Raw genomic sequence first — 20,218 nt, 5'->3', positions numbered from 1 at the left:
CCTCAAGACCGCGCATTAACACTCGCATTTTTCCGGCATGCTAGGCTCTCGCCGTCCTTGCAACGCCCATCTTCGGGGAACGCTCCGCATCTTCGATGATCGATTCCATTGTTCAATTTCTGCGGCGTGACGTCACGCGCGGTGTCGTCGGGACCATCCTTCTGAAGGTTGGCAGCGGCGCGCTCGCGTTTGCGTTGTTCTCGCTGGCAGCGCGAACGATGACGCCCGATGGATTCGGTATCTTTGCGACCTGGCTTTCGGTTGCCCAGATCGCCGCAGTCGTAGGACTGGTCGGTCAGGAAGCATTGCTGGTGCGATTCCTGAACGAGTATGAGGTCGGCGACAGGCCAGACCTCACCAAGGGCCTCCTGCTCTCCAGCTTCAGGATTTCCGCCGTCGCGATGCTGATCGCGATCGCCGCGGTTGCGTTGGTTGCGCACTTCAGAGGGGATTTGTGGCTGCTGATCCTCGCCGTCTCGGCCTACACCGCCGTGAGCGCCGGATTGATGCTCGGCAGCCAGATCGCGCGCTCGCTGGTCAGCATTATCATGGGCGAAGGCAACCGCGAGTTCTTCTGGCGGGTTTTCGTCGTGCTGTTTCTGCTCGCCATGCTGTTCGGGCATCGGCAGCTCGATCCCGCCGAGCTGATCGCCGCAATGACGATTGCGATGTCGGTGGGCCTCGTCGCACAGATCATTGCGATCGTGCGGGCGCTGCCGGATTTGCGCGCGACCGCAGCGAATTCCGAAGCAACGCGCTGGCGATCGAGCGCGCTGCATTTCTGGCTTGCGTCCATCCTTGAAGTCGCGAACCAGTATTTCGACGTCATTCTGGTCTACTGGATGCTGGATCCGGCGACCGCCGGCATCTACTTCGCGGCGTCACGCCTCGCCAACATCTTCGCCATGCTTTCCGCCGCGCTGTACTCGTTCGGCGCGCGCCGGCTTCCTTCGCTCTACTTCAGCAAAAATCACCACGAATTCGAGCGGACGCTGCAGCTCATGGCGGAAGTGACCGCGCTTTGCGTGGTCGCAGGCCTCGCGATGATCTGGATCGGCGGCCCCTATCTCCTCAACCTGTTCGGGCCTCATTTCACCGAGCAGCACTCGGTGCTGATCGTGCTGGCGATCGGAACGGCCATCCAGGCCGCGGGCGGTCCGTCGGCGGCGATCCTGCAGTTGACCGGCCATGAACGCATCTACGTCCCCGTCGTCGCCGCAAATGTCGCATTGAGACTGGCCGGATTCCTCGTCCTGATCCCCTGGCTCGGCGTGCTTGGCGCGGCGATTGCGGCCACCGTGTCGCTGGCGCTCACGACCATCGCGCTCAATATCTTGTGTCGCCGGCGAACCGGGGTCGATCCCTCGGTTCTCGTGCTGTTGCGCTTCTCGGCGTGGCGACGCGGCCGCTATGCGGTGCGCAGCGCCGACTCCGCCGAATAGGCGTCAACCGTACGATCGGCCTGGTTGATCCGCGACGGCGCGCAGGTCCCGTTGGTTAACGCGCTCGCTGCGCACCACCCGGGAACCAGCAGAATTCCCGCGAGAACGCGGCAATCGGCGGCTCGCGCATTAACTCCGTTTGTTGCTAGTCGGTGTCTGCCCGATGCCTGCATGATAGGTACGGGGTTAAGAAGGTGAAGATTTCGTTTCTTTAGCGGTCGGGATCCGTGCTCCACTACCAGCCGAACAAGGAATTGGGCGAGACGACCGCGACAGAACTGGCGCGGCTGAACGGCAGCGAACGAAAGCTGCACGTCCTTCTCGTACAGACCCAGGCCGAGAACGCGGGTGCGCAGGAGATCTCCAGGCTTCTCGGCGCCGGCCTCTCCGCGCGCGGCCATCGCGTCTCCAACCTGTTTTTCTTCCGCAAATCGGATTCGTTCGACGAGCCGCCCGAGACGTTCTATTGCGCATCGAGCCGGCCGGGCAATCCGGTTGCGCTGCTGCGGATGCTGTGGACGCTTGGCGGTCATATCAGAGCCACGCGCCCCGACGCCGTCCTGACCTTCCAGCATTTCGGCAACGTCATCGGCGCGGGCGTGACGCGCCTCGTCAGCCGCGCCCCTGTCGTCGCCAATCAGGTTTCATCCGCGCTGTCGATGAGCTGGCCGATCCGCACGGCCGACATCGTCATGGGCAGCGTCGGCTTCTTCGACCGCATCACGCTGAACTCAAAGGACATGGAGCGCGAGTATTCGCGCTACCCGCAGGCCTACCGGTCGCGCATGGTGCATGTCCCGCACGGCTTCGAGGACAAGGCTCTCATCCTGCCGAAGGGCGCCGCGCGACAGAAATTCAACCTGCCGCCGGACCGCGTGTTGCTCGGCTGCGCGGCGAGGCTGCATCCGCACAAGCGGCTCGATGCGGCGATACGCCTCCTGCCGGACGAACCGTCGTGGCACCTTGCACTCGCCGGCCAGGGCGCCGACGAGGCACGACTGCGGCAGCTCGCAGACGATTTGAAGGTCTCGGACCGATTGCATCTGCTCGGCGAAATCGCGCCACGCCAGATCGCGGATTTTCTCGCCTGTCTCGACATATTCGTGTTTCCTACGCAGGCCGAGACCTTTGGCCTCGCCGCCGTCGAAGCCGCCAACGCCGGCGTTCCCTCGGTCGTCACGGATCTTCCCGTGCTGCGCGAGGTGCTGTCCTTCGAAGGAAAGCCCACTGCCCTCTTTGTCGATGCTTCAGATCAAGCGAAGCTGTCGGCTGCCGTCTCCAGACTTCTGACCGACCAAGCACTGAGCGACGAACTGCAAAAGAACGCCAAAGGCCTGAGGTTGCGCTATTCGGTCGATGCGATGGTTGAGGAATACGTTCAAATCCTCAACCGGGTCGTCTGAGCCGATGCGTTGGAATAGGTTAGCTCGACATGATCATCGAGTTTCGCTGCGAACGTGACCATGCGCGGCGGTGGATGCACCGCCAGACGCTGTCGATCGACGGCCGGGACGTTCCGGTTCAAATCGCGTTGACTGCAACGGCGGAGCCACGGCCCGCGGGGCTCGACGCCCTGTTCGAGCTCGAGCGCGTGGTGCTGCGTAAAGGCAGGCATAGCGGCGCCGACGGGCTGAAGATCGATCCGGAACAGACGCAGGCCCGCACCGGCACGGCCGATGTAATCGTCGATTTCACGAGCGCCGCGCGCGATCCGGACTGTTCGGCCCGGCTGTATCTCCGCCCGTTGTTCAACGGAACTGCGGGTGAAAACGCGGCACTCGCGGCGATTCTCGCCGGCGACCTGCCCGTCATCGAGATCGTCAACGAGGTCGACGGCGCGGTGCTCGATCGCGGCCATCCCTCCGCAGAGATCGCGGCCGGTTTGAGCGGTGGGCTCGAAACGGTCATGGCGCGAACCCTGACCATGGTGGCGGCCATCCTGTCGGGACGGCCGCGTATCGTGCCGCAGCTGGCACGCCAGGCCCGAGCCGGCAACGGCCGGCCGCCGGCGGCCTATGTCGTGCGCGGCCTCGCCGTATCGATCGCCAAGGAGATCTACCGCCTCTGCTGCTATGCGCCGCATTGGCATGTCGGATGGCGCTTCAATGATGGCGCGGGTGTCTGGCAGACGGGAGATCTCTCCGGGCCTCGCTGGAACGTTCTCGCCGATCCCGGAAATCATTTCTACGCCGATCCCTTCCCGATCACCTGGCAGGGACGAACATTCGTCTACTTCGAAGATCTCGATCATCGGGTTGGAAAAGGCATCATTTCGGCCGTCGAGTTCGGCGACGCCGGCCCGGTCGGCGACGTCGTGCCCGTGCTGGAGGAGCCCTGGCACCTGTCCTATCCGTTCCTGATCGAGGACGATGGCGAGTTGTGGATGATCCCGGAGAGCTCGCTCCACGGGGACGTCGCGCTCTACAAATGCATTCGGTTTCCGGACAAATGGGAGCGACACGCTACGCTGCTCTCGGGCCTCGAACTGGCCGATGTGACCATCACGCAGCACAACGGTCTGAACTACCTGTTCGGAGCCTGGCGAGACGGAACCGGCGGCTATTCGGATTCGCTTGCGATCTATCACGCCGAGCACCTGCTCGGCCCCTGGTTGCCCCATGCCAGCAACCCCGTCCTGATCGATCGCGCAAGTGCGCGACCCGCGGGGAATTTCGTCACCATCGATGGCAAATTGTGGCGGCCGGTGCAGGATTGCGCCGACGGATATGGCGCCGCGCTCGGCCTCGCGGAAGTGGTCGAACTGTCTCCGTCGACGTTCAAGCAGGTCGTGCGCCACTCCCTCAGGCCCGGACCGGCATGGCCCGGCAGAAAGCTGCACACGCTGAACCGCTGCGGCCGGCTCGAGGTGATCGACGGATCGCGCGTTCAACCCAAGACCCGGGCCTTCGCAAGCAAATTTCCATCGCTCGTCTTGTCCCCGCGAACCAGTCCCCACACCGCCTGTTAGCGCGTGGCACGACGGACGGCGTGGATCACAACGCCGCCCGTCATCTCGCGTTTCGACCGCTCCCGCGGGAGGCGACGTTCTACTGAGAACGATCCGAGGTCCAGCCCTTGTAGTCGGCGACGTTGTCCCGGGTCACGAGCTTCGAGGGCAGGAGTTCGACGGTCGAGGCCGGCTTCTGGCCATTGAGAATGCCGACGCCCACCTGCACCGCGCGCCGCGCCATGAAGAACGGGTCCTGCGAAGCGGAAGCCTGGACCTGCGGCGCTGCCGGATCCTTCAGTGCCGCCTCGATGTCGGGCGCGCCATCGACCGCGGTGATGACGATGCCGCTGCGGCCTTGCTGGCGCGCCGCGAGATCGGTGCCGATCGCCTGCGGATCGTTGATGGCGAAGATGGCGTCGATCTTGGAAAAGCGCGTCAGATAGCCCTGCGCGATGGTGAGACCGCCTTCACGCGAGCCTTTGCCGTCCTGGTCGCTGGACAACACCTTGATCCCGGGATTCTTCGAGAGAACGTTCTTGCAGCCGACGACGCGGTCGATCACGGCCGAGACCTGCGGCCCGTTCTCGATGATGACGTCGCCCTTGCCCCCCAGCTTGTCGACGATGTACTGGCATGAGATCTCGCCGGCCTGCACGTTGTTCGTGGTTATGGTGGCGTCGGCGCCTTCGGCCGCGGTGTCGACCGCGACGACCACGATGCCCGCCGCCTGCGCCTTCTTGATCGCCGGCCCGATCGCCTTGGGATCGCCGGGGTTCAACAGGATCAGGTCGACGCCGGCGGCAATGAAATTGTCGATCTGGGTGACCTGCTTGCCGAGGTCGTATTCGAAGCCGACTGTCGTGATCTTCACATTGGGGTTGGTCTTCCTGGCCTCGAACTCGGCGCCCTTCGACAGCGCGACGAAGAACGGATTACCCATCGAACCCAGCGAGACGCCAATCGACTTGAGTTCCTTGGCGAAGGATGGCGCGGTGCTTAGGGCAAGCGCCATCGCGGCGCCGGCGAGCGTGATCGTCTTCAACATTGGCTTCCTCCCTGGTCTGTATTCTTATCCGGCACGGCAGACCAGTTGCCGCAGCGGAACCTCGCATCACACCATGCGCACTCAGGTGCGCGCCGAACCCTTTCAGGTTCTGGCGGAGCCTTGCAGCCGATAGCGGTCCAGCGCCACGGCGCCGATGATCACCAGGCCCTTGATCACATATTGCCAGATGTCCGAGACGCCGACGAGGATCAGGCCGTTCGACAGGACGGCGATGATCAGCGCGCCGACCAGCGTGCCCCAGATCGAGCCGATGCCGCCGACGAACGACGTGCCGCCCAGGATCACGGCGGTGATCGCATCGAGCTCGTAGGACTGACCGAGCTGGAGACCGTTGGCCGCATAGAGCCGCGCTGCCTGCATGGCGCCGCCGAGCCCGGCGAAGAGTCCCGAGATGCCGTAGACGAAGATCAGCACGGCCCAGACCTTGATGCCGGCAAGCCGCGCCGCGCTTTCATTGCCGCCCACCGCATAGATGTGCACGCCGAGCACGGTCCGGCGCAGCACCAGCCACGAGACGAGGATGACGAGCAAGGCGATCACCGAGAGCCACGGGATCGACGCGACGCCGGGAACGAGCGTCAGCGAGCCGTTGCCAATGAAGGCATAGGGAATGGAAGGATTGAAGACGGTGGTGTCGGCCCCGAGCAGTCGCGCCAGGCCGCGTACGGCGGTGAGAGAGCCGAGCGTGACGATGAAAGGCGGCAGGCGAAGGAGTGCAATCAGCGCGCCGTTGATGACGCCGAAGCCGAGGCCCGTGAGCAGCGCGGCCGGCAGCCACAGCATCCCGAGCTCCGGCAGCTTGGAGAGCGTCAACCCGGCCATCGCGGACGCCGCCAGGATCGAGCCGACCGAGAGGTCGATGCCGCCGGTGAGGATGACGAAGGTCATGCCTGCGGCGAGCACGGTGTTCACTGCGGCCTGCTGCAACACGATGCCGAGATTTTGTCCGGTGAAGAAGCGGCCCTCCGACAGAAAATGGAAGCCGCCGCACAAGATCAACAACACCGGCAGCATGCCGGCGGCGCGGATCAGAAGCCTTATGCGCTGACGCTTCGTCTCTTGTGCGGCCGCGAGGCCCGCGGCGGCGGCGGTGTCCGTTTTTGGAGAGCCGTCATGCATCGAGTTGCTCCATCCCCGTGGCGAGCGCCATGATGTCTTCCTGGTTCAGGGGCGACGTCGCGCCACGCTCGATTTCACCGGCGATATGCCCTGCCCGCATAACGACGACGCGGTCGCAGATGCCGATGATCTCGGGCAGATCGGACGAGATCACGAGGATCGCGGTGCCGGATTTGGCAAGATTGTCGATGATCGAATAGATCTCGGACTTGGCGCCGACATCCACGCCGCGCGTCGGCTCATCGAGGATCAGGACCTTTGGCGTGGTCGCAAGCAGGCGCGACAGCAGCACCTTCTGCTGGTTGCCGCCGGACAGCGCGCCGACGGTAACGTTGATATCGGCGGCACGAATGCCGAGCGCGGCGAACGCCCTGTTGGCGCGGTCGCGGGCCTTGTCGCGGTCGAGGATGTAACCGATCCGGGCATCCCGGCCGAGCACCGCGAGGTTGATGTTGTCCAGGCATGACATGTCCAGGAACAGGCCGAGCGCCTTGCGGTCCTCGGTCAGATAGGCGACGCCGATGTCGAGCGCCTCACCCGGCGTGCGGATATCGACCAGGCGTCCTTCCAGCTCGACACGGCCGGAGGTCCTGGGCGCTGCGCCAATGATGAGATGCGCAAGCTCGGTGCGACCCGCGCCGATCAGGCCGGCGAGGCCGACCACCTCGCCCGCATGCACGGTCAGCGAGCAGCCCTTGACGCGCCGGCCATCGGCCATGTCGATCGCTGCGAGCACGGGATGCCCCCGCCCCGCCTCCGGATCATGATCCTTCTTGTAGAACGAGGAGACGTCACGCCCGACCATTAGCCGAACGATGGTGTCGGCGCGGATGTCCTGCTTGTCGAGCGCCCCGACCAGCCGGCCGTCGCGCAGCACGGTGACGCGGTCGCCGAGCGCGTAGACCTCGTCCATGCGATGCGAGATGTAGATGATGGCAAGCCCCTCGGCGCGAAGCTGGCGGATCAGCGCGAACAGCCGCGCGCTCTCGCCGGCCGACAACGCCGTGGTCGGCTCATCCATGATCAGGATTTTTGATCTGACGTGCAGCGCACGCGCGATCTCGACCAGTTGCCGCTGGCCCATGGAGAGGTGCGCCACCAGCGTCGACGGCAGGAAGTCTGCGCCCAGCCGTTTCAGGATGGGGCCGACGCCCTCGCGCATGGCGCCGCGTGCCAGCAAACCTGCTCGCGATAGCTCCCGGCCGAGATAGATATTCTCGGCAACAGTGAGATTGGGAGCCAACGACAGCTCCTGGTAGATGATGGAGATGCCCGCCGCGCGGCCGCCGAGCGGACCTTCGATCCGTACCGGGCTTCCTTCGATCCGGATCTCGCCGCCGGGATCGGGCCTGTAGGCGCCGGACAAGATCTTCATCAGCGTCGACTTTCCGGCGCCGTTCTCACCCATCAGGGCATGAATTTCGCCGGCATAGACGGTGAGATCGACGGAACGCAGCGCCTTGATGCCAAAGAAGGATTTTGAGACCCCACGCATCTCGAGGATCGGATCGTTCATCGTGCCTCCCGACGCACAATGCGTTTCCTACCCGCGTCTCAATCATTTTGTCAGCGCGGTTCACGCATTAAACAAAAGGCCGCGGCACAGAGCAATACCGAACACACGGGAATGCAACGTCGAGGCGATGCTAGTGGCGCGGCCGATACAGTTCGCGCCAGGCGGGAAGCCGCTCGGCATAGGCATCGACCAGTCTTGCGTCGGGTTCGAACGTCTCGATGCGCTGCGGCCGCGTGCACACGGCGGCGATCGCCTCACCGGTGACAGCAAGCCGCCCCAATCTCGCCGCACCGAACGCCGCGCCGGTCTCGCCTCCGGCAAAGCGATGGACCGGAACATTCAGCACGTTTGCCAGCACCGAGAGCCAGAACCCGGACCGTGAACCACCGCCAATGGCGTCGGCTTCCGTCATGGCGATGCCGGCATCCGCGAGCGCGTCGCGGCAATCGGCAAGCGCGAAGGCAACGCCCTCGAGCACCGCCTGCACGATCGACCCGCGATCGGTGCCATGGCTCAAACCATCCAGCATGCCGCGCACGGCGGGATCATCGTGCGGTGTCCGCTCACCCGCCAGATAAGGCAGGAAGCTCACAGGCGACGGCGCCTGCGGGCGCAATCCAAGCGGCGCCAGCAACTCGGCCTCGGTGGCGCCGAACAGGCGCGCGATCCAGGCCAGGCAGGAGGCGGCCGAGAGGATCGCGCCGGCCTGAATCCACATGCCGGGAATGGCGTGGCAGAACGTATGCACCGCGCGGTCCGGGTTGGCAGCGATTCTGCTGGTCGGTGCCAGCAAGGCACCCGAGGTTCCCAGAGACACGAACGCGGTTCCCGGCCGGATCGCGCCGATGCCGACGGCGCCTGCCGGATTGTCGCCGGCACCGCCCGCGATCACCGGCTGTCCGGTCATGCCCCAACGCCGCGCCAGCTCGCCGCGCAGCGTGGTCGCGGGCGCGCATCCCTCGACCAGACGCGGCATGTGATCGCGCGACAGGCCGGTCGCTGCGAGTGCTGCGTCCGACCAGTCCCGGCGCGCGGCGTCGAGCCACAGCGATCCCGATGCATCCGAGACGTCCTCGATGGCCTCGCCGCTCAGCACCAGGCGCAGATAGGCCTTTGGCAGCAGAACGAGTTTCGTCGCCGCAAAGATTTCGGGCTCGTGCGTCGCGATCCAGAGCAGCTTCGGCGCGGTGAATCCCGGCATCGCCTTGTTGCCCGATGTCGCGCGCAAGGCGGGCCAGCGTCGCTCCAGGACACGACACTCGGCGGCGGAGCGTCCGTCGTTCCAGAGGATGCAGGGCCGCAACGGTCTTGAGCTCGCATCGAGCAGCGTGGCGCCATGCATCTGGCCGGACAGTCCAATGCCCTCGACGGCCGCCAACTCGCCGGCATGCGTCGCCTTCAAGGCATCCAGCGTGGCGAAGGTTGCATCGATCCACTGCGCGGGGTCCTGCTCGAAATAGCCTGATAGCGGCGACGCCGTCGTCAACGGCCGGCTCTCGCTCGCAATCACACGCTGGGCGCCGTCGACGAGAACGGTCTTGACCGCCGAGGTGCCGAGATCGATGCCGAGATACATGGCTGCTACCCGCTCACTTCGTCGCGTCCATCCAGATGCCCGGCTCCGAATGCTCGCGGATGTGGGTGACGAGGAAGTCGGAAAAGGCCCTGATCTTGGCGGGCAGCCCGGCGCGGTTCTGGTATGCGATGTTCATGGTGAGCAGTGGCAGCTCCCAATCCACCAGCACCGGGACGAGACGGCCCGCCGCGATGTCGCTTTGAACGATGTAGAGCGGCTGGATGAGGATGCCGAGCCCTGCCAGCGCCGCGCCGCGAATGACCTGGCCGTCATTGCTGTCGAGCGTCGGCGTGATGCGGACGGTCTGCGCGCCATGGCTTTTGCGCAGGCGCAGCGAATAGGGATCGTTCGCGAGATTGTAGACCAGCATGTTGTGACGCGCGAGATCGGCGGGCTGCTCCGGCTCGCCGGCGCTTGCGAGATAGGAGGGCGCGGCGGCAAGCACGCGCCTCATCTGGCCGATGCGGCGGACGATGATGTTCGAATCCGGCTCCTGCTCGCGCGTCCGGATCGCCACATCGATGCCGGCCTCGATGAAATCGGGATAGCGGTTGGCGGTCGTGATCTGCATGTTGAGCTTCGGATAGCGCGCGCGGAAGGCCGGCAGCATCGGCGCCAGATAGATCACCGCAAAGGACAGCGAGCTCGTGACCCGCAGCGTGCCCTGCGGCGACAGCGCACGATCGCTGACGATGTCCTCAGCCTCCGCCAGTTCGCTCAGCACCCGGCTGGAGCGCTCCAGCAGCTCCTGCCCCGCCTCCGTCAACCACAGCCTGCGTGTGTTGCGCTCGATCAGCCTGACCGCAAGGCGTTCCTCGAGCGCGCTGAGATGGCGGCTCGCCGCCGCATTCGACATGCGCAAGGCCTCGGCGGCTTTTGACAGGCTGCCGAGCTCGGCCGTCTTGGAGAACACCTCCAATTGCAGCAGGCGATCCATTTTTCCACTTTTAGAAAAAGAGACTTACAAATATTGACCTTTATTTCCACATCCCGCAAGTCAAAATGGCCAGAACACAAGCAAGATAGCAGGCGAGGAAACAGGGAAATGTCGGGCCCGATCAGGCACATCGTGATGTGGCGGCTGCGCGGGGAGACCCCCCAAGAGCGGTCTGCCGCCCGGGTGAAGGTCAAGACCCTGTTCGAGGGCCTGCGCGGCCGGATCGACGGCCTCACCCACATCGAGGTCGGCGTTGACGTCAGCGATGTCGATTACGCCTGCGACGTGGTGCTGTTCTCCGAATTCACCGACCAGGCCGCACTCGCCGCCTATGCCACCCACCCCGAACATTTGCGCGTCCGCGAGGCGCTGGGCGACTTGCGGATCGGACGCTTCCAGGTCGATTATCCCATCAAAGAGACCGGCGCATGATCGGTTCGTTCACCTTTGAAAACCTGCCCTGCCGCGTCGTGTTCGGCAGCGGAACGCTGGCCTCCGCCAGGGCCGAGGTCGAGCGGCTCGGCGGCAAGCGCGCGCTGGTGCTGACGACGCCGCAGCAGGAGGCGCAAGGCAAGAGCCTGGGGGCCGCACTCGGTTCGCTTTTTGCCGGCATCTTTCCCGGCGCGACCATGCATACGCCGGTCGAGGTCACGGAGCGCGCGCTCGCGGCGATGAAGGCATGCGAGGCCGATTGCGTCGTCTCGCTCGGCGGCGGCTCGACCACCGGCCTTGGCAAGGCGCTGGCCTTGCGCACCGGCGTCAACCAGCTCTGCATTCCCACCACCTATGCCGGCTCGGAGATGACGCCGATCGTCGGCCAGACCGAGAACGGCCTGAAGACCACGGTACGCGACGCAGCCGTGCTGCCCGAGACCGTGATCTACGACGTCGATCTCACCCTGACGCTGCCGGCGAGCCTCGCTGCAACATCCGGCATCAACGCGATCGCGCATGCGGTGGAAGCGCTCTATGCGCGCGACACCAATCCCGTGACATCGCTGATGGCGGAAGAAGGCATCCGCGCGCTGGCCCGCGCCCTGCCCGCGATTGCGGCCAAAAGCGATGACCGCGAGGCTCGCACCGAGGCACTCTACGGCGCCTGGCTGTGCGGCGTCTGCCTCGGCACCGTCGGCATGGCGCTGCATCACAAGCTCTGCCACACGCTCGGCGGCACCTTCGATCTGCCGCATGCCGAAACCCACACCATCGTGCTTTCGCATGCGGTGGCCTACAACGCACCGGCGGTGCCCGATGCCATGGCGCGGATCTCGCGCGCGATCGGCGCGGCCGACGCGCCCCAGGGGCTCTACGACCTCGCGAAGCGGCTGGGTGCGAAGCTGGCGTTGCGCGACATCGGCATGCCCGAAAGCGGCATCGACAAGGCGGCTGATCTCGCCGTCACCAACGCCTACTGGAATCCGCGCCCGCTCGAGCGCAACGCGATCCGCGAGCTGATCGCCCGCGCCTGGGCCGGCGAGCCGCCTGTTACCACCAAAGCGGCGGCCTGAAGCGATGCGGCGCACGCTGATCAAATCCGCGGTCATCATCAGCATGGATGATGCGATTGGCGATCTCAACACCGGCGATTTGCTGGTCGAGGGCGGCCGCATCGTCGATGTGCGCCCATCGATCGAGCTCGGCAGCGGCGCTTCCGAAACCGAGATCGTGGACGGCAACGGCCGGATCGTCATCCCCGGCCTGATCAACGCGCATATGCACACCTGGCAGACGGCATTGCGCGGCTATGCCGCGAACTGGACGCTGCTGGAATATTTCCGTCGCATGCATGCCGGGCTCGCGACCGTGTTCCGGCCCAGCGACATCTACATTGCGACCCTCGTCGGTGCGCTGAACCAGATCAATTGCGGCACCACCACGCTGGTCGATTGGTGCCACAACAATCCGACCCCCGCTCATACCGACGCCGCCGTGCGCGGCCTGATCGAGAGCGGCATCCGTGCCGCCTTCTTCCACGGCTCGCCAAAACCCGAGCCGAAGCCCGGCGAGCCGCATTTCTCCGAGATTCCGCATCCGCGCCGCGAAGTCGAGCGGCTGCTGGCAGGTCCCCTCGCCGACCGCGACGGCCTCGTTACGCTCGGGCTTGCCATTCTCGGCCCGCATTATTCGACGCTCGACGTCGCGATGCACGACTTCCGCCTGGCGCGCGAGCTCAACCTGATCGCATCCATGCATCAAGGCGGCGGTCCGGCCAAGACACCCGGCGGCTGGGAGAAGCTGATCGAGGCCGGCCTCGTCGGCGCCGGCATCAACATCGTTCATGGCAACGATCTGCCCGACGATCTCCTCGACAAGATGGTCGACCTCGGCGTCTCCTTCTCGGTGACGCCGGAGAACGAGATGATCCAGGGCCACGGTTTTCCGATCACCGGCCGGCTGCTCAAGCGCGGCGTGCGCCCGACCATCGGGATCGACCTGGAATCCGTGCTGGCCGGCGATCTCTTCTCCGTCGCCCGCGTCGCGCTGTCGATGCAGCGAGCGCTCGACAATGCGGAGTCGCGTCAAGTGAGCGGCACCATTCCGGCGACGACCACGATCCCCGTCCGCGAAGCGCTGCGCTGGATCACGACCGAAGGCGCCCGCATGCTCGGCCGCGAAGGCCAGATCGGCTCGCTGACGCCGGGCAAGCTCGCTGACCTCGTCATCATCAACGCATCCGATCTCAACCTTGTCCCGGTGCACGATCCCGTCGCGACGGTCGTGATGCAGACGAGCCTCGCCAATATCGAGGCAGTCATGATCGGCGGCACCTGGAAGAAGCGGCACGGCCAGCTGCTGATCGAGGGGCTGGAGACGAAGAAGGACCTGCTGGCCCAATCCGGCCGGCGGCTGGTGCAGGACATCGAACGACAGGGACGCGCCGCCTGAAGGCGCCAATGGATGAGATCAATGACCGACGCTTCAAGGAATGTCACTTTCATCGGGATCGGCAAGATGGGCCTGCCGATGTCGGCGCTCGTCGCCAAGGCCGGCTACGCCGTGACCGCATTCGATCAGAGCGCAGCCCGGGTCAACGAGGCGCGTGCGCAAGGCATTTCGATTGCCGCTTCGCCGGCCGAGGCCGTGAGCGGCAAGGCCGCGATCATCACGTCCCTGCCCGATGACGCAGCCTTGCGCGGCGCGTTGCTCGACCCAGCCGGCCTGATCGCCGCGATGGCTGCTGGATCTGTTCTGATCGAGACCAGCACCGTGAGCGTCGAGGCCTCCACCGAAGTTGCGGCCGCTGCACAGGCGCGCGGCATTGCATATCTGCGTTCGCCGGTCTCGGGCAATGCCAGCATCGTTCATACCGGTGCCCTGACCTGCTTCGTCTCCGGGCCGAAGGATGCCTTCGAGAACGCCAAGACGCTGTTCGCCGCCTTCACCCGCGCCCAGACCTATCTCGGGCCGGCCGAGGAAGCCCGCTACGCAAAGCTCTCGGTCAATCTGATGATCGCGGTCTCGGCGGCGATGATGGCCGAGAGCCTGGCGCTGGCGCGCAAGGGCGGCATCGCCTGGCAGGACATCTTGAAGGTGCTCGACGATAGCGCGGTGGCCTCGCCGATGGTGAAGTACAAGACCGAGCCGCTGCGGACACGCGACTTCGAGTCGACTTTCTCATGCAAGCAGATGGCCAAGGACCTCGATCTCATCCTCGGCGCCGGCCATGCCGTAGGCGTACCCTTGCAGCTCGCAGCGCAGGTGCGCGAGACCTATGGCTCGCTGGTCGCGCAGGGCGACGGCGACACCGACTTCATCGCGACCGTCAAGCACCTGGAACGTCTGTCCGGGCTTGGCGAACCCAAACTCTGATCGCGGAGACACCTATGCGCAACTTCAACGAGACTACGATAACGGACGCGGTGCTGGAGCGGATCAAGGACGCGACCGATCCGCGCATCAAGGAGGTCAGCGAAGCGCTAGTGCGCCACCTTCATGCCTTCGTCCGCGAGGTCCGGCCGACCCAGAAGGAATGGGAATACGGCATCGATTTCCTGACCCGCACCGGGCACATGTGCGACGACAAGCGCCAGGAGTTCATCCTGCTATCCGACACGCTCGGCGTCTCCATGCTGGTCGACGCGATCAACCATCCGGTGCCGGAAGGCGCGACCGAGACGACGGTGCTCGGCCCATTCTTCGTCCAGGCCGCGCCGGAGAAGGACAGCGGCGCCGATATCTCCGGCCCGATGGAAGGCGATCCGATGCTGGTCACAGGCTCGGTCTCGACCGTCGACGGACAACCGCTTGCGGGCGCCATCGTGGATGTCTGGCATTCCGACGATGACGGCTATTACGACGTGCAGCAGCTCGACGACATCGGCGATCTCGCGATGCGCGCGCGCTTCCATACCGACGCCAACGGCCGTTTCCATTTCTGGTCGATCAAGCCGGCGGCGTATCCGATCCCGCATGACGGCCCTGTCGGCGAGATGCTGGAGGTCCAGGGCCGCCATCCCTGGCGTCCCGCGCATGTCCATTTCATGATCTCGGCGCCCGGTTTCGAGCAGCTCGTGACCCATGTGTTCGTCGCCGGTGACAAATACCTCGACAGCGATGTGGTGTTCGGCGTCAAGGACAGCCTGATCCGCGAATTCACAGGCCATCCTGCCGGCCGTGCGCCGGATGGTCGCATGGTGGAGCGCGACTATTTCCACCTCAATTACGATTTCGGCCTGAAGCAGGTCGCGAGCAACGCGAGAGCCGCCTAAGCTTGAGCGACGGCGGACCGAACAAGAGTCCGACGACAGGGAGCAGACGGGAGCTGAGGATGGGACCGCGGGTCAGCACGAGCATATTGGCCGATCGCCTCACCGGCATGATCGGCCCGCGCGCGAGCGTTGCGCGCGGCGTGCTCGATCAGCACGGGCAGAGCGAATCGCATTATCGCAATTTGCCGCCTGATATCGTGGTCTTCCCTGAAACGACGCAGGAGGTCGCCGAGATCGTGAAGCTCTGCGCCAGCGCGGGCATGCCGATCGTTCCGTTCGGCGCGGGCACCTCGCTCGAAGGCAATGCGGCCGCAGTCGCCGGCGGCGTCTGCTTCGACTTCGCGCGCATGAACAAGGTGCTGACGGTGCATGACAGCGACATGGACGTCGTGGTGCAGCCGGGCATCACCCGAAAACAGCTCAATGCAGAGCTGCGCGGCACCGGACTTTTCTTTCCGATCGACCCCGGCGCCGACGCCTCGATCGGCGGCATGACGTCCACGCGCGCGTCCGGCACCATGGCGGTGCGCTACGGCACCATGAAGGACAACGTCATGGCGCTCGAGGTAGTGCTGGCCGACGGCCGCGTGATCCGCACCGCCAGGCGAGCACGCAAGTCGGCCGCCGGTTATGACCTGACGCGGATGTTCGTCGGCGCGGAGGGCACCCTTGGCATCATCACCGAGATCACCCTGAAGGTGCATCCCGTTCCGCAGGCGATCTCGGCCGCGGTCTGCAGCTTCGACACCCTGCACGATGCCGTGAACACCGCGATCTCCGTGATCCAGTCCGCGATCCCCGTGGCACGCATCGAGTTGCTCGACGACGTCATGATGCGCGGCATCAACGCCTACGCAAAGCTCGGCTATCGCGAAGCCCCCACTTTGTTCTTCGAATTCCACGGCTCCGAGACCTCAGTTGCCGAGCAGGCCGAAGCCGCGCAGGCGATCGCGGCCGACCATGGCGGCCATGGTTTTGCCTGGGCGAAGGCGCAGGAAGACCGCAGCCGGCTCTGGCATGCCCGCGACAACACGCTTTATGCGGGCCTGGGCTTGCGGCCCGGCGCGCGCGCCGTGATCACCGATGTCTGCGTGCCGATCTCGCGGCTGGCGGAGTGCCTGACCGAGACCAGACGCGACGCCGACGAGCACGGTTTTACCGCCCCGATCGTCGGCCATGTCGGCGACGGCAATTTCCATATGCTGATCCTGATCGACCCGGCCAAGCCGGATGAGGCCGAGGGCGCCAAGGCGCTTCAGGCCCGCATGGTCGCCCGGGCCATCGCGATGGACGGCACCTGCACCGGCGAGCATGGTATCGGGCTCGGCAAGATCGATTATCTCACCGACGAGCTCGGCGAAGCCGTCGATGTGATGCGATCGATCAAGACCGCGCTCGATCCTGATGGACTGATGAATCCCGGAAAGATCTTCGCGAGCGGAGTGCACGCATGAGCAGCGCCGCATTGGCTATCGAGCCCGCCTCACCCGCGCCTCTGCTGGAGCTGCGCGGCATCAGCAAGGAGTTTCCCGGCGTCAAGGCGCTGGATGATGTTTCCTTTGCCGTCTTCCCCGGCGAAGTCCATATGCTGTTGGGGGAGAACGGCGCCGGCAAGTCGAGCCTGATGAAGGTGCTGTGCGGCGCCTACCGCGCCGATGCCGGCGAGTTCTACTACAAGGGCGACAAGGTCGCGATCTCTTCGACCGCGGATGCGCAGAAGCTCGGCATTGCCGTGATCTTCCAGGAATTCTCGCTGGTCCCCCATCTCGATATCGCCCAGAACATCTTCCTCGGCCGCGAGCCGAAGGGCCGCATTCCCGGCACCATCGACCGCCGCAAGATCCTGGCCGACGCCAGGCGCGTGCTCGGCACGATCGGGTTCGACATCGATCCCTCCACCACCGTCGACAAGTTAGGGGTGGCGCAGCAGCAGATGGTCGAGATCGCGAAGGCGATCAGCCAGGACGCGCGCATCCTGGTCATGGACGAGCCGACGGCGGCGCTGTCCGACCGCGAGACCGAGCTGCTGTTTGCTCTGATCGCGCGGCTGAAGGCCGACGGCGTATCGATCGTCTATATCTCGCACCGCATGGCGGAGGTGTTCGCGCTCGGCGACCGCATCACGGTGATGCGCGACGGCCGCCGCATCGACGGCGTTCGCCCTGCCGACGTCACGCCGGACCAGCTCGTCCGCATGATGGTCGGCCGCAACGTAGACATGACTTACCCGCGCAATTTTGCCGACAAGCCCGGCGAGCTGCTACTCGAGGTCAAGGGCTTGAGCTCGTCGACCGGCATTTCCGACATCAACATCGAGGTGCGCCGGGGCGAGATCGTCGGCCTGTGCGGCCTGGTCGGTTCCGGCCGCAGCGAGGTCGCCCGTGCCATCTTCGGCGCCGATGCCGTGACGTCAGGCGAGATCATTTTCGACGGCAAGGCCATCTCCGGCGAGCCTGATCTTGCCGCCCGCCGCGGCATCGCGCTGATCCCGGAGAGCCGCAAGAGCGAGGGCCTCGCCCTGCTGCGGTCGGTGAGCGACAATCTGGTGGTGTCCGCGCTGCGAAAACTGTTCCCGAGCGGCCTGTTCGACCAGCGCAGCGCGCAGCGCACCTCCGACGGCCTGATCCGGCAGCTCCGCATCGCAACGCCAAGCGCGCGCCAGATTGTCGGCCTGCTCTCGGGCGGCAACCAGCAGAAGGTCGTGATCGGCAAATGGCTGGCGGCCGGCTCAAAGCTCTTCATCTTCGACGAGCCGACGCGCGGCATCGACATCGGCGCCAAGTCCGAGATCTTTGCGCTGATCGACCGGCTGGTCGCCGAAGGCGCGGCGGCCTTGATGATCTCGTCCGAGCAGGTCGAGATCTGCCATGTCTGCGACCGTGCCTATGTGATGCGGGAGGGTCGCATCGCCGGACACCTGACCCGCAGCGAACTGACCGAGGAGAACATCGTGCGACTGGGGATGCATCATGCGTGAAGCCGCGGTCGTCTCTCAACCCAATCCGCTGCAACGCATTCCCGGCGTTGCCATCGTCTTGGTGCTGCTGATCGCCCTGTTCAGCGCGATCGCGCCCGGATTCCTGTCGGTCGCCAACCTCTCCAACGTACTGGTGCAGTCGACCATCCTGACCATGCTGGCGCTGCCGATGACCTTGATCATCATGACCGAGGGGCTGGACCTGTCGATGGGCGCGGTGCTGACGCTGACCTCGCTCTGCGTCGCCATCGTGTCGCTCGCGACCAAGTCGATGCTGCTGGGCCTCGGCGCCGGGCTTCTCGTCGGCGCGGCCTTCGGCGTGGCCAACGGCTGGCTGGTTGCGATCCTTGGCATCCCGCCCTTCGTCGCGACGCTCGGCACGCTCGGCATGGCACAAGGCCTGTCGCTGATCGTCAGCGACGGCCAGAGCGTGGTCGGCATTCCCCACAGCGTGCGCGACATCTATTCGGCGACGCTTCTGGGCGTGCCAGTGCCCATCGTGATGGCGCTGGTGACCTATGCTGCCTTCCACGGACTGCTCTACCATACCCGCTTCGGCACCTACATCTTCGCGCTTGGCGGCAACCGCGAGGCGCTGCGCTATGCCGGCCTCTCGCCGAACAAGCTGCTGATCGCGGTCTACGCGATCGGCGGCGCCATGGCCGGCATTGCCGGCCTGCTGATGACCGCGCGCATGAATTCCGGCCATCCGACCGCCGGCCTCGGTCTCGAATTCGACGCCATCGCCGCGGTCGCGGTCGGCGGTACCTCGTTCGAGCGCGGCAATGGCTGGCTGCTCGGCACGTTGCTCGGCGTGATCGCGGTCGGCGTGCTTCGCAATGGGCTCAACCTGATCTCGATGCCCTCCTCGGTGCAGGTCGCAAGCGTCGGCGTCCTCGTCATCGTCGCTCTCTTCCTCGACGGCCTCCGGAGCCGCGCATGACCGACATCTCCAAAGAGGCCCTCTCGCCGCCCCGCTCGTTCCTGTCGCAGGACGCAATCCAGGTGTTCTACCGCCTGCTCGCAGCGCTGCTGATCTGCGCGGTGCTTGCCGTGCTCAGCGACTCGTTCCTGAGCCTCGGCAACATCCTCAACGTGCTGAGACAAGCGAGCCTGACCTTCTTCATCGCCTCAGGCCTGACGCTGGTGGTGCTCACCGCCGGCCTCGATCTCTCCGTCGGCGCCAATGTCGCGCTGTCGGCCTGCATCGCCGGCACCGTGATCCACAAGACCGGTTCGCCGGCGCTCGGCATCCTCACCGGGCTCGCCTGCGGCGGCATCGTTGGCCTGCTCAACGGCATCATGGTCACCGCTCTGCGCATCCCCTCCTTCATCGCCACCTATGGCATGCTCTGGGTGCTGAACGGCCTCACCTACTGGTACATGGCGGGCGAAACCCTGCACGGCTTCCCGGCAGGCTTCCGCCAGATCGGCAGCGGCTATCTGTTCGGCCTGCCGATCCCGGTCTACCTGCTGCTGGTGTTCCTTGGAATCGGGACGCTGTTTGCGCAGCGAACGATCTGGGGCCAGGAGATCTATGCGATCGGCGCCAATCCGGTCGCCGCCCGCCTCTCCGGCATCCCGGTCGCGCGCCGCCTGCTGCTGGTCTATGCGGTATCCGGCACCATGGCAGGACTGGCCTCGATCATCTTCCTGTCGCGGCTCAATTCCGCCGAAGCCGACATCGGCGAAAGCCTGACGCTGCCCGCGATCGCAGCCGTGCTGATCGGCGGCACCTCGCTGTTCGGCGGTGTCGGCACCGTGTTCGGAACCTTCATCGGCGCGCTGATCCTGACGCTGGTGCTGAACGGCATGAACCTGTTGTCGGTCAGCGCCAACTGGCAGCCGCTCGTCACCGGCATCATCGTCATTCTCGCGGTCTGGCTCGACATGAAGACCCGCCGCCGCGCGCAATGAGCTCTTAGA

At 65.3% G+C, this 20,218-nt stretch carries 17 protein-coding genes; 12 read left to right on the top strand and 5 right to left on the bottom strand.

The genetic code is table 11. The annotated features are described in order from the left end of the window. Window positions 1-95: 95 nt before the first annotated feature. The 3 genes from AB7245_RS16335 (at window position 96) to AB7245_RS16325 (ending at window position 4,410) form a co-directional block, all read left to right on the top strand. Window positions 96-1,442: a lipopolysaccharide biosynthesis protein gene (locus AB7245_RS16335; RefSeq protein WP_085403172.1), complete on the top strand. Its 1,347-nt coding sequence runs from the start codon at window positions 96-98 to the stop codon at window positions 1,440-1,442. Window positions 1,443-1,669: 227 nt separating this feature from the next. After that, window positions 1,670-2,845 (top strand): glycosyltransferase family 4 protein, encoded by a 1,176-nt coding sequence (locus AB7245_RS16330; RefSeq protein ID WP_085403171.1) that lies wholly within the window; start codon window positions 1,670-1,672, stop codon window positions 2,843-2,845. A 29-nt stretch (window positions 2,846-2,874) separates the two neighbouring features. Next, window positions 2,875-4,410 carry a glucosamine inositolphosphorylceramide transferase family protein gene (locus AB7245_RS16325; protein WP_085403170.1) on the top strand — a complete coding sequence of 512 codons (1,536 nt, stop codon included), beginning with the start codon at window positions 2,875-2,877 and terminating at the stop codon, window positions 4,408-4,410. Between the two features lie 79 nt (window positions 4,411-4,489). On the opposite strand, the gene AB7245_RS16320 is transcribed toward AB7245_RS16325, so the two are convergent. From AB7245_RS16320 to AB7245_RS16300, 5 genes are all read right to left on the bottom strand, one after another. Beyond that, complete coding sequence (locus AB7245_RS16320; RefSeq protein ID WP_085403169.1) at window positions 4,490-5,437, bottom strand: ABC transporter substrate-binding protein; 948 nt, start codon at window positions 5,435-5,437, stop codon at window positions 4,490-4,492. A gap of 102 nt (window positions 5,438-5,539) precedes the next feature. Further along, on the bottom strand, window positions 5,540-6,577 hold the full coding sequence (locus tag AB7245_RS16315; RefSeq protein WP_085403168.1) for an ABC transporter permease subunit: 1,038 nt from the start codon (window positions 6,575-6,577) through the stop codon (window positions 5,540-5,542). Beyond that, the gene (locus AB7245_RS16310; RefSeq protein WP_085403167.1) at window positions 6,570-8,093 is read right to left on the bottom strand and encodes a sugar ABC transporter ATP-binding protein; all 1,524 of its coding nucleotides are present in this window, start codon (window positions 8,091-8,093) and stop codon (window positions 6,570-6,572) included. The genes AB7245_RS16315 and AB7245_RS16310 overlap by 8 nt, the downstream gene beginning before the upstream one ends. 130 nt (window positions 8,094-8,223) lie before the next feature. After that, window positions 8,224-9,669, bottom strand: coding sequence for a xylulokinase (xylB, locus tag AB7245_RS16305; RefSeq protein ID WP_085403166.1), 1,446 nt, complete (start codon window positions 9,667-9,669; stop codon window positions 8,224-8,226). 13 nt (window positions 9,670-9,682) lie between these two features. After that, entirely contained in the window at window positions 9,683-10,606 is a 924-nt protein-coding gene (locus AB7245_RS16300; RefSeq protein WP_028147172.1) for a LysR family transcriptional regulator, read from the bottom strand. 108 nt (window positions 10,607-10,714) lie between these two features. Here AB7245_RS16300 and AB7245_RS16295 point away from each other — a divergent pair, with 108 nt between their 5' ends. The 9 genes from AB7245_RS16295 to AB7245_RS16255 are packed head-to-tail and all read left to right on the top strand — an operon-like array spanning window position 10,715 to window position 20,209. Beyond that, entirely contained in the window at window positions 10,715-11,038 is a 324-nt protein-coding gene (locus AB7245_RS16295; RefSeq protein WP_085403165.1) for a Dabb family protein, read from the top strand. Then, on the top strand, window positions 11,035-12,114 hold the full coding sequence (locus AB7245_RS16290; protein ID WP_085403164.1) for a maleylacetate reductase: 1,080 nt from the start codon (window positions 11,035-11,037) through the stop codon (window positions 12,112-12,114). The genes AB7245_RS16295 and AB7245_RS16290 overlap by 4 nt, the downstream gene beginning before the upstream one ends. Before the next feature lie 4 nt (window positions 12,115-12,118). Next, the gene (locus tag AB7245_RS16285) at window positions 12,119-13,492 is read left to right on the top strand and encodes an amidohydrolase family protein (RefSeq protein ID WP_085403163.1); all 1,374 of its coding nucleotides are present in this window, start codon (window positions 12,119-12,121) and stop codon (window positions 13,490-13,492) included. A 21-nt stretch (window positions 13,493-13,513) separates the two neighbouring features. Beyond that, complete coding sequence (locus AB7245_RS16280) at window positions 13,514-14,416, top strand: NAD(P)-dependent oxidoreductase (RefSeq protein ID WP_085403162.1); 903 nt, start codon at window positions 13,514-13,516, stop codon at window positions 14,414-14,416. Window positions 14,417-14,430: 14 nt separating this feature from the next. Further along, window positions 14,431-15,315: an intradiol ring-cleavage dioxygenase gene (locus tag AB7245_RS16275; RefSeq protein ID WP_028155718.1), complete on the top strand. Its 885-nt coding sequence runs from the start codon at window positions 14,431-14,433 to the stop codon at window positions 15,313-15,315. A gap of 59 nt (window positions 15,316-15,374) precedes the next feature. Continuing rightward, on the top strand, window positions 15,375-16,769 hold the full coding sequence (locus tag AB7245_RS16270; RefSeq protein WP_085403161.1) for an FAD-linked oxidase C-terminal domain-containing protein: 1,395 nt from the start codon (window positions 15,375-15,377) through the stop codon (window positions 16,767-16,769). Next, on the top strand, window positions 16,766-18,292 hold the full coding sequence (locus AB7245_RS16265) for a sugar ABC transporter ATP-binding protein (RefSeq protein WP_085403160.1): 1,527 nt from the start codon (window positions 16,766-16,768) through the stop codon (window positions 18,290-18,292). Before AB7245_RS16270 ends, AB7245_RS16265 begins: the two co-directional genes overlap by 4 nt. Continuing rightward, window positions 18,285-19,235, top strand: coding sequence for an ABC transporter permease (locus tag AB7245_RS16260; RefSeq protein ID WP_071915425.1), 951 nt, complete (start codon window positions 18,285-18,287; stop codon window positions 19,233-19,235). Before AB7245_RS16265 ends, AB7245_RS16260 begins: the two co-directional genes overlap by 8 nt. Next, on the top strand, window positions 19,232-20,209 hold the full coding sequence (locus AB7245_RS16255) for an ABC transporter permease (protein ID WP_014496503.1): 978 nt from the start codon (window positions 19,232-19,234) through the stop codon (window positions 20,207-20,209). Before AB7245_RS16260 ends, AB7245_RS16255 begins: the two co-directional genes overlap by 4 nt. Window positions 20,210-20,218: the final 9 nt, after the last annotated feature.

Source organism: Bradyrhizobium sp. 604_D8_N2_3 (assembly GCF_051810765.1).
GTDB lineage: Bacteria > Pseudomonadota > Alphaproteobacteria > Rhizobiales > Xanthobacteraceae > Bradyrhizobium > Bradyrhizobium barranii.
Note: the sequence above shows the minus strand (reverse complement) of the source record. Positions and strands in the feature narration are given on the sequence as shown.